Consider the following 14,851-nt stretch of genomic DNA (forward strand, 5'->3'; position numbering starts at 1 on the left):
TTTCAATAGGTTTTATTACAAAACAAAAGGGCATCCGCCTAAGACGGACGCCCTTAACGCAAGGCAGTTATGGAGGGAGTAAAATTATTTTTTGGCAATGCTTATTGTAATTCCCCAATTAATCGGGTCGCGAGGCTTGGGTGAATTCCAATCATTAAACGAATGCGAACCATCCGTGTTATAGTAAACCTCGTAAGTGCCCGGATCGAGAATTATGTTATCATTAAATAGGCGGTTTTTACGGGCGCCGCCGGCAGGTTCGGTGTTGCGCCAGGTCATCTCCCAGACAGATCTGCCGGTACGGTCATCGACAATCCAACCGTAGTCATACATCTCATCACGGCCGCCCTCGCCGATAGCATAAATATGGATACGAGTCTGCTTATCAAGAGTGAACTTTTCGCGCTTTCGCTGGTTGTCGCGCATCATCACCATCTTCGCAATAATGTTTGACCCCTGCGTAATATCGTCTCGGGACAATATCTTAAAATGCTTTTTATCAAAACCAGTTCCGGGATAAATAGCCAGTCCCCAAGCATCCGGGTCGAATGGCGGCGAATCATTCCAATCGTGGTAGGAATGAGAATCATCGGTCATGTAATAGGCGATATATTCGCCTTTAGGCAAAGTAATCTCGCCGTCAAACATTCTGTTTTTACGGGCGCCGCCGGCATGTTCGGTATTGAATTTGGACATCTCCCAGACTATCTTGCCAGTGGCGGCATCCTGAATCCAGCCATAATCGCTAAACTCCCGACCGCTGTAGGCATACTCGCCGATAGCATAAATGCGCAAGTTCCCCTCTTTGGTCAGCTTGAATGGTTGTTCTAAAAATCGGTCATCGCGGACATGGGTTAAATCAACCAGCGGTTCGCCCATATCCGGCGGTTCATAAGTATGGAATTTAGATTGATCGAAACCCTTGCCGCCGGTAATAGTAATACCCCAGTTTAACGGGTCGTACGGAGGGTTGGCATTGAAAGCCTCATAGGAATGCGAATCATCGGTAACGAAGTATAATAGATAATCGCCTTTCTCGAATTTAACTTCATCATCATACAGGCGGTTTTTGCGGCTTCCCCCAGCCCAATCGGTATTCCAGCGGTCAATTTCCCAGACCTTCTCGCGGGTTTTGGCGTTAATAATCCAGCCGTAATCGACCGGAGTGCGGTCTCCCCGGGGAAATTCAAAAACAGCATAAATATGTAAGCTCATCGGCTCATCAAGAGAAAAACCATCTTTTATATATTCCGAATCGCCAAGCTTGATATGTTTTATTAAAGCTCCGGGACGTTCGCCTGTAACTTCAAAAGTGCTAATATCTCCGCTGGTTAAATCATCCGAAGACAGTTTAACGTAGCAGTCATCGAGGTATTCCTCAAATTCTTCATCATAGTTGCCATCAAGTAAATCGCCTAACCATCCAAAAAAATCACCGCCGCCATGAATGGTAATATTGGAAAACATAAAGCTGCCGGAATAATAATAAAGCTCATACTTGCCTTTCTCGAAGCGTTTTGAGGTTTCTTCCTTGCGAAGACCGCGTTTGCTGCGCTTTTTTGTGGTATGACTTTCTTTCATAACCCAAACAAGCTCGCGGGTTTCATTGTCGATAATCCAGGCATATGCATTTAGATTGTCGCGATATCTTAATTTAACACCAACCGCTTCGATTTGAATTTCACCCGGTTTTTTCAACTCGAAGCCGATAACTTCAATATCATCAATATCAGGATGGTCGAGACTTAATATAGTTTCGGCATTTACAGATATATATAAAAACAGGGCTATTATTAATGATGCTGTCAATATTTTTATTTGTCTATTCATTTTCGCTTTTCTCCTTTAACTCAGGATATCAGCTTATTTCTTCATCTACGTATTGAATACGTAAAATTTATAAAGATGTTTCGTTTTTATTATCGGTGATAACAGTATATGGTTAATGTTTTTGATTCTGAGGCAGACAACTATTGTTAATTGTTAATTCTTCATTATTCATTATTTAACTGCAAAACCCGGAATAATAAAAAAGCGCCCCCCTCTTTACAGTTCTCGGTTCATCTAAAATGTCCCCTGTTTGCAGCAATTTATGAGTATCTGACACTCTAATGTAGATTTATCATAATATAAACCCCTTGTGGCTAAAATAATATTATGCCCCCTTTTAAGGTTCAATTAAATTTATGCCCCTCTTTTAACACCTGATTCCCTCCTTTATGATGCCAGCTTGCCAAAGTACTTTTCCTTTCTATCTCCAGGCCAAGGAGGGGAATGTTTTCCCATCCAAACATATCCCCCTATGTTAAGCCCGGAAGATTCCTGTTTTTATTATATTGCTATGTGTAATTTAGGGGGTTTATAAAATGAGCGCAATAAGACAACAATACACCATGTTTTACGTACAAGAAAATACGCATTAAATATTCTTTAAATATGAGGCTAAGTTTATGTTCTTATTGGAGATAACTAATTTTCTGCGTATTCTCTCCCTGTGCTTATTTACAGTAAGGAGAGAGATATTTAGCTCATTAGCGATTTCTTTTGAGGTAAAACCATGCTTGATAAAATTACAGATTTCGATTTCACGGGAGGTTAGTTTGGCATAGGCATGGGTGATGCCTCCGGAAGCATTGGCGAGGTCTTGCAGATTATCTTTTAGCAGGTCATAATAAATATCATTTACCTTATTATCGACATTTGTGAGTTTGTTAACTGTTGGCATTAAAACATCATCGATAGTTTTTGCCACTTGCTGCTTGAATTTCAATTTCTCTTCTTCAATATGAGCTAATACCTCCTGAAGGGCGATATTTTTCTTTTTAAGTTCCTTTTCAGCCAGTTTTCTTTGAGTAATATCCCGATAGCTTGCCATAACGTACGTTTCACCCTCGAGATTGATATTAACTGCAATAACTTCAACATAGATTAAAACTTTTTCTTTGGTTGTTAGTTGGGTATCGCCAAAATACTCATCGCTATTTTCATATATCTTGATGAATTCCTCATGAAGTTCGAGCCATTTTTCCTTCAGGATTACATCTTTTAGGTACAAACTCATAAGTTCCTTTTGAGAATATCCCAGAAGACGGTTAGCCGATTCGTTTAAATTGACGATTTTTTCATTTTTATCAAATACGATTAAGGCATCATTGACACGGTTAAACAGCAATCTGAATTTATTTTCAGATTCTTTAATCTTCCGGCTGTGGATAATCATGCCAACTATAATGCTGGTAGATAAAACCGTTAATACGATTATTACAGCGACTAAGCTCCAATATATTTCTGTTGACGATAGCGGCATATAAATCCTATGGCATATATCTGGTTAGCAATCAAATCTATAACCAAGTTAATCACCCAAAAGGTTACCATTACTTGGGCTACAATGATTTTATTGAAAACAAAATAAACGAGTGTGTTAGATGAACACATAAAAAGAGCAATAGCTATCCAGAATTCCGGTATTTTTAATAGTTCGCCTTTATCCGATTTGAAAATATCAAGTAATGTATAGGCTGAAATAATTATAAAGATAATACGAGATATTGATGATGTGAAAAAGTTATAATTATTAATATCATCGGTTAATATGATGTTAATTATGCAGAAAATAACAAATACCGGTATGCTGTATAACATAATTTTTTTAACTACCAGCTTTTTTTGCCAGAAAGAGAAAGCGGCAATAAACAGACTATATTCTATTGGATCATAAAAATGATATAGCCAGATATTGTTTTGTCCCCTAATAGCCTGGGAATAACTATATATTCCCACCCCTGTAATAATAAGAAAAAGAATTGTTAGAAGTTTAAAATCCAAAGTGTACTTGCGAAAACCGATTAATCCTGCAATTAATGGAATAAATATAGAAAATATACTTAACGCACCCAAGATATTATAAATATTCATCTCAAAATATTCAATTCATTCTGCGACGAACAGAAAGGCGGACACAAAACAGAATGTTGAGCTATTTCACCATCGGTTATGTCATCGCCTTGAGAGTCAATGCCAATAAGCACAAGTTCGGGCCTGCCATCATCATGCAAACCGTAATAGATGCGGATACCGATGCAACCAGCCTGATTGAGAATAGAAATCAAAGTGGTTTTTCTGAAACTGTGCGCAACGATACTTTTATAATGCAGATCACTATTATTAATGTCTTCATTCATAGCAATTCTTTGGAACTGTTTAGTTAGCTTAGCTGCTTCAGCCAAACTGATTTTGTGATCAGTGTTCTCATTAAAATCCATATTTCTCCTCAACCCCTATTTTTAATGAATTATTATAATAAGTATATTTAACAATTTATTTCTCGTTTGATATTTTAAACATGAAATTCTTCATAAAAGCACATATTTATAGAATGCTCTGGCATATTCCTAAAAATAAAAATAGGGAAATTAGCCAGTAATGTCAATGAATAAATAAACATGGAGTTTCCCCGATTTTTTTATACAACTACAGATCAAGACCCCTGCGGTCTTGACTTATTATCTATATGGGCGGTACACGTCCTCTTGTACCTCTTAGCTACTTTGCAGCAGAAGAGGACGTCTGCCAAGCCACAATAACAAGATTTGGGCAAGTATAAGTTTACAGGAAATTACTTTCATCAACAACAGTAGGTGAAGACCTTTGCGCTTTTGATTATTCCGGATGCGTTTATGTCAAAACCACAAGGATTTTAACCTACTTTTTACAAACAGCTTATATGTAGGCCAATTAACCCGACAGTAAGCATTAGGCAGAAGATAAAATCAAAACATCAACTTAGTACCTGCCCGGGATATAGAATGATCGCCATATTTATCCTTCAGCCGGTCAACCACTCGGTTGATAATCAGCATTTTGCCGTCGGGATTGGCAAGCAGGTCGGGCTGAATATCATCAATTCTTTTTTCAAGCTTTGATACAGAGACGCCAATCAAACGAATCGGACGTTCGATGAAGCGGTTTTTTTCGAGAATATATCGAGCGATTTGGTAGATAACTTCATCGCAATCGATTGGTCTTTGAATTGTGTTAGCGCGGGTAATCAATTTCATGTCCGAGTACTTAATTTTCAGGGTAATCGTGCGGCATTTATAGCCGGCGTTTCGGAGACGTCGGGAAACTTTTTCGCATAGATACAATAGCATCCCGTTTATTCGATTCGGATTGATAACATCCGTCTCGAAAGTATGCTCATGCCCCATTGATTTATCCTCGCGGCGGCACTCAGTCGGATTGATTTCATCCTCGCCGATGCCGTTCGCCATATCCCGTAATGAATCGCCGACGATGCCGAAATATTTTTTCAATCGGTGTTTTGGAAATTTAGCCAGGTCGGCGATAGTCTTGATGCCGATTTTTAAAAATGCCTTCTCCGATTGGGGACCTACTCCCCAGAGGTTTCTTATCGGCTGGGGCCAGAGAAATTCTTTTTCGTGGCCGGGTTCGATTATCGTTAATCCGTCGGGCTTGTTTACTCCCGTTGCCATCTTGGCGACAAACCTTACGGCGGCTATACCAATCGAGGCGGTTAGCTTCTGGCTGTTCCATATTCGGCGTTTTATTTCCAGCGCGAGCTGTTTTTTCCCATCGTACCTGAGGGTTGTTTTGGTTATGTCTAAAAACGCCTCGTCAATCGAGAACGGCTCGACCTGCGGCGAAAAATCGCTGAGTATTTTCATTATCTCTAACGAGACATGGGTATATTTGCCGGTGGATGTTTGGATAAATTCGCCATCGGGGCACAGCTTCTTTGCCATCGCGGATGACATCGCCGAATGCACGCCATATTTGCGCGCTTCATACGAGCAGGTTGAGACCACGCCCCTGCTCTCCGGCGGTCCGCCGATTATCACCGGCTTGCCCTTAAGATGCGGATGGTGCGCCTGTTCGATTGAGGCAAAGAAGGCATCCATATCGATATGCAGAATTATCCGCCGCTGTTTTCGGGAATTATTCCCGTGCTTTTTTCTGCCCCTGTCGTTGACACAAAATTTTTGTTTGGAGTTCATGGTTGCTTATTCCACCCAGATTTTATTGAGCGTCCAGGAGGTATTGCGCTCATCATAGGCAAGCTGAAAAAAATTGGAGGCGTTATCGAGCACGGCGAAATAGCGTATTTTGCTTTGGCCGGCATCGGCTTTCCAAGCGCCGGTGATGCGTTTGATTTTGACAGCCCGGCCGTTCCAGCGGAACCGCAGGGGTTTCATGATGCCGTTTTCGAACACGGCGATTACGTCAATTATTTCTTCGATATCCTGGTACATGGCGGCAACTTGGTTTACAAGCGGCAATATTTTATCTCCCGCGAAGAGGGCGTATGCAATACGCCCCTACGCGAAGTCATTGGTAAATGGTTCAAACCTCTTCCTGTTCAAAATTTGTTGGGTTGTTTTTATCAAGCGCCCATTTAAGGGGATTCTCGTTGATATATTTTCTGGCATCATATAAATCATTATCATTGCGAATCACATGCTCATAATAATTTCTCTGCCACACCGGCAAACCTGAGGTATGATGAATCTTATTTATTTTACTTGTTGTTGCTGCCTTAAATCCCCTTATGATGGAACCAAGCGTTTTCGATGGTGATCTGAATTGAGGCCGTAGGGGCGTATTGCATACGCCCTTTTTGCATACGTCCCCAAAGTCGGCATTGATAATAATGATGCCGTGCAAATGATTGGGCATAACCACAAATTCATCGATTATAACATCACGCCTGATTCGAGACGTATTTAACCATTCAACCTCGATGATTTTCTTGATGTGTTCATCCTCGAAAAATAATTTTCGATTGTGGGCGCAAATTGTTACAAAATAGGCGCCGTTTTGGGAATAATCGTATTCCGGCAGGCGCGGGGAATGGCGGTTGTGATGCCTGTTGGTGTGCCTGTTATTATGGTGTTGCGTGTTCATAAGTGCGTTTTTACATGTAAAACCTGGGTAAGGGCGTATGCAATACGCCCCTACGCGGGGGTGTTATTTTATTTAATAATAACTGTCTTAAGTTTGCTTGGTGTAATATCCCCTACATATATAAACTCAACCTGAATGTTATCTTCTACAGGATACGAATCATCAAGCCTAAACCGTTTTTTACCATTATAGAAAACCAAAAGATGAACAGTGTCATCGATATAAGGTTTAACAATTGAATAGTAATTTTTAGCTTGTCCGATATCTTTAGGTAATTCTCTTTTGATTTCAGCTTCTACATCTTTATTTTTGATATACTGCTTGAGTTCAATCAAAAATGAATTATCCCAGCGAACATTACTACCCGGTTCAGCTAAAATATCCGGCTCTGCTTTACCGGTCTTGGGTCTCACTATTGGAAAATAACCGTGATTAAAAATGAATTCCGTTACAATATCTGAAATTTTATTTTCTCTGTTTTTTTCATCAGGCTTCGGAAAGGCATCACGTTTAATCCATCTACAGTATGTTTTTAATCTTTCAATCAAGGCACTTTTTGATTTGGATGTCATGAGAAATTTATCGACGGCGTGGTAGAGGGTTTCGCAATCTCCAGCAGTAAGAATAATATTGATACCATTACCATACATATCCCGAAACATCTCATTCTCGACTTCTGTTCCACAATCGGTTGCGTTTAAGTTAACGAGATATCTATACTCTGAATAAAAGAAAATAGATAAAAGGTTGACAGCGGATTCAGCGCCATCATAACTACATTTTAAACGCAAATATGCATCGAGTTTACTATTAAGTTGCACAAGTTTATTGAATAAAATAGAGTAATTATCATAATCATATGTCCATTGCTTTTCATCAGCGAAGCTGAAAATTTCTTTTATTTTATGTAATATGCCATCTAAATTAATACATTCTCTATCAAATTTATTCTTAAAATGCTCTAACGCTTTTAAAAAATCTTTATAAGAATACATCCCTCCATCAAGTTTTGGGTCCAACACAATAAAGACTTCATTTGAGTAATCTATAGCATGATTCTGAAAATTATTACTATGAGCAAGATTATTAACATTATCTCTAAAACTATCAGCTATCTTGCCTAATGCTTTTATTGAGCTAATAATCTCTTTTTCTATTTTATCAAACTCATCAGAGTCTTTGAATTTATCTGCAAATTTAGACAATTCAATTATATGTTCTCTCACTCCATCCGTAGAGAGCAAAAAGTACATGAATTTACATACTTCTTCCCTGAAGAAATGTTTATCACTATCTTTACATGCTTTAACTTCCCCAAACCGCCGGTCAAGCTCTTTACGGATAATGTCTATTCTCATGTTAATCATACTATAACCCCTATTAAAAATTTATACTCTTAAACTATCACTCCCCCTACATCTTCCTTAGCAACCCCACTACCTTGCCGGCAATCGTGAAGCCGGGGGTGCCTTTTTCGATTATGATGGGGCCGTAATCGGGGTTTTCGGGTTCGAGGCGGATACGCTTGCGTTCGGGATAGAACCGCTTGACCGTCGCCTCGTTCTCGATTTGGGCAACTACTATTTCGCCCTTCTGGGCTGTTTGCTGACGGCGCACAAGTACGTAATCGCCATCGAAAATGCCGGCGTTTATCATCGAATCGCCCTGCACGCGTAAGGCGAAAATATGTTCGCCCGAGACAAACGAGCGGTCGACATAATAACTGCCCTCGATATTCTGCTCGGCCCATAACGGCATGCCGGCGGCTACTTTGCCGACAATCGGCACCGCCCGCAGTTGGCTGTTGTCGAGATGTTCGGGGGCTTCCTTGACAATCTCGATGCCGCGCGACAAGTAGCGGTTGCGGCGAATATACCCCTTGCGCTCCAATGCCTCCAGCGCCGACCGGACGCCGTTAGTCGAGTTGATGCCGAATTCCTCGCCGATTTCCCTCAATGAGGGCGGCCAACCCTTCTCGACTACCGACTTCTTGATGTAGTCGAATATTTCCCGCTGACGTTTGGTTAGTTCTTTCATGATAACCTCTCTTGTTTTTGTTGGCGCACGAGGACGTACACAAACCACAAAGCACAGCCAATAAGTCAGAAGTAACTTCCGACTTCACGGTTTTGTAACCTCTGACTTCGTGCACGAATAGCCAAAACCGCAAAGAGGGTCTTGACCTACTGCTCCGTTCCTCGCAATGACTACAGATAAACTATTTTGACCAAGCCTCTATGCTGCTCGGACAAACCGTATAGCCTCACTAACGCCTGAACATTTATTTCCTGTTAATAAATATACTGCTCATTTGTTCATTCGTCAAGAAAAAAATGAAGCTTTAGTGATTTATTTTTGATTGGCGTACGGTGTTGGATTTACACAAGATGGCAGGAAAGGGTTCCTGCCATCGCTTTGAAAACTTTAATAATATTTTATTTTCTTGTTGGTGCACGAGGACGTACACCAACCACAAACCACAAAGCACAGTCAATAAGTCAGAAGTAACTTCTGACTTCACATTTAAAGGCTGCTTGTTGGCGCACGAGGATGTACACCAACCACGGTATATACAATATCGGAATACTAAGATTATCAGCAAATTGCTTTGAAGTTATAATTCCCTATTACATTTCAACCAGCGAATCAAGCTGGGCGCGCGCCGTGATGACACTTTTTACGCTCTCATCAGCTCCAGACATAACCGATAGGTATTTAAGCAAATACTGTTTATAATTTTCATTATCTTCTTTGTTTTTGTAAATTTGAGACAATTCAAAAAGCGTAAAGGCATGATTAGGATTATCCTCAAGGTTGGCAAGCAGTTCCTTTATAGCTTTTTCAGGTTCCCCGGCTTTATTGTAAGACCTGCCAAGCAAATATCTAAAAACCAACATATGAGGCGGCAGTGTTTGTTCGACAAGATATTGGTATTTCTCAATTGCAACCCGGTAATCCTCTTTATAAAAAGCAATCGCCGCTTGCAATGAAGCTATCTGTAAATCCAATTCTGTCAAAGTAGCGCTATAAGCAGTAGGGCTATCTTTCAGGGCGGTTTTTAAGCTGTCTAATTTTTTTACATTGTATGCCGCACTGTCAAAATCCTTATTGTGCGCAAATACAATTCCCTCAATGCTCAAAGCTTTGCATCTATCGGGTTTTTCTTTAAGCACATCTTTTAGTATTTCCAATGCTATTTCCGTTTTACCTGCCAGAAAGTAATTGTAGGCTATTTCAATATCGTAATTCAATTGACGCGGTCTGCTGTCATTGTGTTCTTTTGCCCTTTCAATATAGCCAATCGCATCGCGGTACCTGCCTATTTCTCGATGGACTGCGCCTAAATGATACAAAACAAAATCTAGATCGGGTTTAATCCTGTTGGCTGTCTCAAATTCCCTGATAGCCTCATCATACCTGCCGAGATTCATGAGTATTTCGCCATAAGAATCGTGAGGGTTGGCTTCCTTTTTGGCCAGTATGGAATACTTTTTCAGATAAGACATAGCATTATCATAGTTGCGGACATAATAATTGAGATAGCCAAGCATGTTATAAGCTGAGGCTTCAGCCGGGTCTCTATCGATAATCTTTTCATATTCGTTTATTGCATTGTCAAAATCTTTTTCAAGCATAAATTTTTTTGCTTCAAAATGGTTAGCAAAAATATCATCAGGAAATTTTTCGACATATTCATCAATAAGTTTTTCTTGGTTTTCAAGATTAGTATTAATTGTCGCATCGGTTATTTTAATCAGCAACTGCTCGCGTTCGGTAACAAGTGGAAGGAGAGTCATAGCTTTGGCCATCATTTCTCCCGCTTCTTCTTTTCTGTCGATGTAATTATACAATTCGGCGAGATGAGCATAAGACATAGCAAAGTTTGTATCTATCTTAACAGCCCTTTCAAATTCCGGTATGGCATCCCTGAGATATGCATTTTTCCACTTCTCGGTTCCCGCAATATAAACCTGATAAGCCAAATCGGATGAAGTGGTAACATCCTTTTTATCCCATAAAGCATAGATTGCCGAAAAGATTAGAAGGGCTATAAATATTATCAGAATAAATCTCTTAGCCATAATCGATCCTTTTTATGTTTTCACAAAGCGCTTCTCGCTGTCATCAACATTGCGAATTACCGAGCTGTCGGAAGCAATTTCCGACAGCACGTGAACATTATAAATTACCCTAAAGTGTTTACTCTTTACTAAATGTTATCGATAATTATCCTAGTTTGCTTACCGTCAATTTATAATAAAATCCTTCATTATTAACTACGTAATTTCGCGCTAATAGTTGCCATAAAACACCTTATTTTCAATATTGCAATCTATTGATGCGTAACGCATTATCAATATCGGGGTTTTGGTAGTATATCTCTTGGGTCATCTGTATTTAAAAACGCCATTTTTTTAAATCATCGATAAAACTATTGGCGGTAATATCAACAGCCAAAGGAGTTACAGAAATCAATTTTCTTAGAATTGCGCCGTAATCGGTATCGGGAGTTTTGCCGGTAATTCTAACCTGACCGGCAATCCAGTAATAATGCTGCCCGCGGGGATCGATTTTTTTGGTGATAACATCCTCGTAAACGCGTTCCCCTAAGCGAGTGATTGTATATTTTCTTACATCTACTCCCCTGCCGGTCGGGACATTGATATTCAACAGGACGCCATCCGGCAAACCTTTACTTGTGATTTCATTTACAACTCTGCGAGTGAATTTAGCCGCTTTCAGATACTCGTTTTTGTCATAATGATTAAGCCGTTCCTTGCCGGTTAATGAGACAGCTATTGAGGGGATGCCGAAAAGAGTGCCTTCAATGGCGGCGGCTACTGTGCCCGAATAGGTAACATCCTCCCCCATATTAGCGCCGTTATTGATGCCGGAAATGACTATATCCGGCTTTTTTTTCAGAAGCTTATAGACTGCTATCATAACGGCATCGGTGGGGGTGCCATCCACGGCGTAGTAATCCTTTTCGATTTTTTTCACTCGAAGGGGTCTGGTAACCGTTAGGGAATGCGCGGCGCCGGAGCGGTCGCGGTCGGGGGCAACGACCACAACACGGTAATACTTCGACAGGTATTTGCGAAGCACATCCAGCCCAGCTGCCGAGTAACCGTCATCGTTTGTTAGAAGTATCAACATATTAATATAAATAAGGAAATGCTGGCGGTTATGTCAAGGGTTACGTGCGCGGCAGAAACAGGTCAATCCGCCTGAGACGGATTGCAGTCTTGATAGTTTACGAAGACTACCGCCTGTTAAATCTCCTCCAGCACCATTTTCACCCAGCGGAATGTATCGGCGAAATGGCTTATCGAGGAAGGGAAATTAGCGCCATAAACCACTTTTATCGGTACAAAGGCGGTTTTGAAACCATGCGTTATTGCCCTGATAATAATCTCGGTCTCCAATTCGTAGCGGTCGGATTTAAGCTCGACCTGCTTGAGAAGGTCAGTCGTTATCAGCCTATAGCCCGACTGCGAATCCTCAATATAGGCACATAGTAAAAATGATAGCATATGCGAGGTCAGGAAATTGGAACAGCGGCGGGGAAACGACATGTCGGCTTTATCGCTTTTTCGAGAGCCGATGATTAAGCCGGCTCTTGTTTTGGCATACATATTCATAAAATCAGGGATATATTTTGCTTTATGCTGGCCATCGGCATCAAGCGTAATGACAGCATCATAGCCATGTTTGATTGCATAGTTGAAGCCTGTTTTTAACGCCGCGCCTTTGCCATTGTTTGTCTCGTGCGTGATAACCTTCACACCGCAATCGCTGGCGATATCACCGGAGCCATCGGTGGAGCCATCATCGACGACAAGGATGTCATTGAGATAGTTTTTAGTGTCAGTGATTACATCTTTGATATATGGCGCAGTTTGGTATGTTGGTATGATAGCCACTGTTTTCATATGGAGAATTTATAATATAAAGTTAGGTTTGTCTATAAGATAATCAAAGAGTTAGCGCACAAGGACGCACGCCAACCACAACCACGAACACGCAAACCGGTCAGCCTTTGGCGAATGCCGCTCACAAGATAGTCTTACTTTTGCCGATGTGTCTGTCGGAAGTAACTTCCAACAGCACTGGCGAGGCGCAGCAACCTGATATCATATGCAGTATAAACCGGTTAGCAGTGATTAATCTACTATTCCCAAACCGGCTCGATAATCTTGCCTATAAATACAACCGACTGCGATTGATCCTCGGTAATTATGAATATAAACGGTCGGTCGACTCGCATTACTATGCTCTCCATTGGCATGGCGCTGGTCATCATCCCGACAGATGTAACCGCGGCGGCTTCTGTGCCCTCCTCATCCACTTTGACAAATGTCTTATGTTTGACGAAACTAATAAACACTTCGCCGCTTTTGTTTATACCGGTGAAATCTGCCGAAGGCGAGAAGGCATCGCCCATTCCCAAGGCAGTCAGGATATCGCTCAACTCAATTTCATATTCAAGTTTAAACTTAGGCAGATAAAGTTTTATTTTATTTGGTCTGAACGTGAAACTATTACGCCATTCCTGCCAGCTATCCTGGTTTAAGCTGTCAATTAAACCATCGATATTAATATCGGGCTTGGGAAGAATAACGCTCATGCTGAAATCCTTATTACCATAGGGAAGATTAACCGCCTGAAATTCATCGTTTTCTAAATAGCTGAAACGGCGATCCTGAAACATCATCCGGCAGTCGGTCTGGGAGCCATCAAGCAGAGTAAATTTATCATCTTTTGTGGATGCCGTGTTGAATTGGTCTGTCCAGTTGCCAAGGAAATAGATGGCGTTTATCAGGTACATCACCATATCAGGCGGAATTGGCCTGGATACGATTTCCTTGATTTTATCATTAGTATTTTCAGAAACCCAGCCGTTGATAATATCGACAGCGGCAGGATCATTAAAATTGAGGGCGTTGACCTGAGCATTGAAACAGGTTGAGTTTAGTTCGATAAAATCCGGTTCAACATCGAACCCCTGACGGTACCAAATAGAATTCGCTATCTGAAATGTAACCTCCGGGTCGAGATTGGCAAACATTGTAATAAGGCTGTGATAAGAATCATTCATTTCATCAATTGTAAGATCAGCCATCTCCAGCGTTTTCGCCATTTCCTTTTTGGTTTCACCCTCAGCGCCATTATATACCATAGCTAAAGCCATAGAGATTGACATAGGCGACATGAAAATATTCTTATCGGCATCCTGTTTAATGATTTTTTGAAACAGCTTGAAGCCGAATTTATTGCTCGATTCGGCAATGCTTTTTTCATGAGCGGGCAGCTCATTGGCTATGTTTGGCTGAGCCTTGCCGGATTCGCTTAAGCAAAACGCAACGCCGATAATAAACATCGTTAGAATAATAAGTTGTTGTTTCATAATATCCCTTCCTTTGGTTCAAATCCATTGTAGTTGGCATACAAGGACGCATACCAACCACGTTAAATGTTATTATAGTTTTATATGCCATACTATTGAGTCAGTTTCAAGTTAAAAATGCGGAGATAATGATAGCATCAGCTCACGCTCTGCTACGAACTGACGCAGCAGCAAATGCGGAGACAGAAGCAGTGTCATTCAGCGTTTTAGATATTATTTTACTACACTACTGTCCGGCCTTTTGTCCGCTTTAGGCGGATGCTATAATGATGTCATTCCCAACACCGTCCGCGTCGTTCCCAACACTGCCCGCGTCATTCCCACACTGCCCGCGTCATTCCCAACTTGATTGGGAATCCAGAGATTGGTCATGCCGATACCTCCTGCCTGCCGGCGCCCGCCTGTCTGCGGACACGGGGCACGGTATTTTTGTTATCCACCTTTGAGTTAACTAACAGTTTTCCGGATTCCCCCGCCGCGGCGGGGGAATGACATAAATGGATAATCATCGAATCAAAG

General features: G+C 41.1%; 13 protein-coding genes. All 13 read right to left on the reverse strand.

Annotation, left to right across the window (positions count from 1 at the left end):
* Positions 1–84: 84 nt before the first annotated feature.
* The 13 genes from J7K40_13015 to J7K40_13075 all read right to left on the reverse strand — a co-directional run bounded on the left by J7K40_13015 (position 85) and on the right by J7K40_13075 (position 14,332).
* Positions 85–1,830 carry a hypothetical protein gene (locus J7K40_13015; GenBank protein ID MCD6163314.1) on the reverse strand — a complete coding sequence of 582 codons (1,746 nt, stop codon included), beginning with the start codon at positions 1,828–1,830 and terminating at the stop codon, positions 85–87.
* Between the two features lie 589 nt (positions 1,831–2,419).
* Entirely contained in the window at positions 2,420–3,307 is an 888-nt protein-coding gene (locus J7K40_13020) for a PAS domain S-box protein (protein MCD6163315.1), read from the reverse strand.
* Complete coding sequence (locus J7K40_13025) at positions 3,271–3,918, reverse strand: hypothetical protein (protein ID MCD6163316.1); 648 nt, start codon at positions 3,916–3,918, stop codon at positions 3,271–3,273. The genes J7K40_13020 and J7K40_13025 overlap by 37 nt, the downstream gene beginning before the upstream one ends.
* Positions 3,915–4,265 carry a hypothetical protein gene (locus J7K40_13030; protein ID MCD6163317.1) on the reverse strand — a complete coding sequence of 117 codons (351 nt, stop codon included), beginning with the start codon at positions 4,263–4,265 and terminating at the stop codon, positions 3,915–3,917. Before J7K40_13030 ends, J7K40_13025 begins: the two co-directional genes overlap by 4 nt.
* 507 nt (positions 4,266–4,772) lie before the next feature.
* Positions 4,773–6,017, reverse strand: a complete 1,245-nt coding sequence (dinB, locus tag J7K40_13035) for a DNA polymerase IV (protein ID MCD6163318.1) — start codon at positions 6,015–6,017, stop codon at positions 4,773–4,775.
* Between the two features lie 6 nt (positions 6,018–6,023).
* Positions 6,024–6,299, reverse strand: coding sequence for a hypothetical protein (locus tag J7K40_13040; protein ID MCD6163319.1), 276 nt, complete (start codon positions 6,297–6,299; stop codon positions 6,024–6,026).
* 64 nt (positions 6,300–6,363) lie between these two features.
* A complete protein-coding gene (locus J7K40_13045) occupies positions 6,364–6,924 on the reverse strand; it encodes a transposase (protein ID MCD6163320.1) in 561 nt (186 codons plus the stop codon).
* Positions 6,925–6,992: 68 nt separating this feature from the next.
* On the reverse strand, positions 6,993–8,291 hold the full coding sequence (locus tag J7K40_13050; protein ID MCD6163321.1) for a hypothetical protein: 1,299 nt from the start codon (positions 8,289–8,291) through the stop codon (positions 6,993–6,995).
* Between the two features lie 46 nt (positions 8,292–8,337).
* Positions 8,338–8,961, reverse strand: coding sequence for a transcriptional repressor LexA (gene lexA / locus J7K40_13055; protein MCD6163322.1), 624 nt, complete (start codon positions 8,959–8,961; stop codon positions 8,338–8,340).
* Positions 8,962–9,551: 590 nt separating this feature from the next.
* Positions 9,552–11,006, reverse strand: coding sequence for a tetratricopeptide repeat protein (locus J7K40_13060; protein MCD6163323.1), 1,455 nt, complete (start codon positions 11,004–11,006; stop codon positions 9,552–9,554).
* Between the two features lie 316 nt (positions 11,007–11,322).
* Positions 11,323–12,081, reverse strand: a complete 759-nt coding sequence (gene surE, locus J7K40_13065) for a 5'/3'-nucleotidase SurE (GenBank protein MCD6163324.1) — start codon at positions 12,079–12,081, stop codon at positions 11,323–11,325.
* Between the two features lie 116 nt (positions 12,082–12,197).
* The gene (locus tag J7K40_13070) at positions 12,198–12,857 is read right to left on the reverse strand and encodes a glycosyltransferase family 2 protein (GenBank protein MCD6163325.1); all 660 of its coding nucleotides are present in this window, start codon (positions 12,855–12,857) and stop codon (positions 12,198–12,200) included.
* Between the two features lie 239 nt (positions 12,858–13,096).
* On the reverse strand, positions 13,097–14,332 hold the full coding sequence (locus J7K40_13075; protein MCD6163326.1) for a serpin family protein: 1,236 nt from the start codon (positions 14,330–14,332) through the stop codon (positions 13,097–13,099).
* Between the last annotated feature and the right edge of the window lie 519 nt (positions 14,333–14,851).

The sequence above is a fragment of the Candidatus Zixiibacteriota bacterium genome (assembly GCA_021159005.1).
Classification (GTDB): Bacteria; Zixibacteria; MSB-5A5; order UBA10806; family 4484-95; genus JAGGSN01.

Coding starts and splice junctions, on each gene's coding strand:
- J7K40_13070 (MCD6163325.1), bottom strand. CDS start 12,857: ATGAAAACAGTGGCTATCATACCAACATACCAAACTGCGCCATATATC.
- J7K40_13045 (MCD6163320.1), bottom strand. CDS start 6,924: ATGAACACGCAACACCATAATAACAGGCACACCAACAGGCATCACAAC.
- J7K40_13050 (MCD6163321.1), bottom strand. CDS start 8,291: ATGATTAACATGAGAATAGACATTATCCGTAAAGAGCTTGACCGGCGG.
- surE (MCD6163324.1), bottom strand. CDS start 12,081: ATGTTGATACTTCTAACAAACGATGACGGTTACTCGGCAGCTGGGCTG.
- J7K40_13030 (MCD6163317.1), bottom strand. CDS start 4,265: ATGGATTTTAATGAGAACACTGATCACAAAATCAGTTTGGCTGAAGCA.
- dinB (MCD6163318.1), bottom strand. CDS start 6,017: ATGAACTCCAAACAAAAATTTTGTGTCAACGACAGGGGCAGAAAAAAG.
- J7K40_13060 (MCD6163323.1), bottom strand. CDS start 11,006: ATGGCTAAGAGATTTATTCTGATAATATTTATAGCCCTTCTAATCTTT.
- J7K40_13075 (MCD6163326.1), bottom strand. CDS start 14,332: ATGAAACAACAACTTATTATTCTAACGATGTTTATTATCGGCGTTGCG.
- J7K40_13015 (MCD6163314.1), bottom strand. CDS start 1,830: ATGAATAGACAAATAAAAATATTGACAGCATCATTAATAATAGCCCTG.
- J7K40_13020 (MCD6163315.1), bottom strand. CDS start 3,307: ATGCCGCTATCGTCAACAGAAATATATTGGAGCTTAGTCGCTGTAATA.
- lexA (MCD6163322.1), bottom strand. CDS start 8,961: ATGAAAGAACTAACCAAACGTCAGCGGGAAATATTCGACTACATCAAG.
- J7K40_13025 (MCD6163316.1), bottom strand. CDS start 3,918: ATGAATATTTATAATATCTTGGGTGCGTTAAGTATATTTTCTATATTT.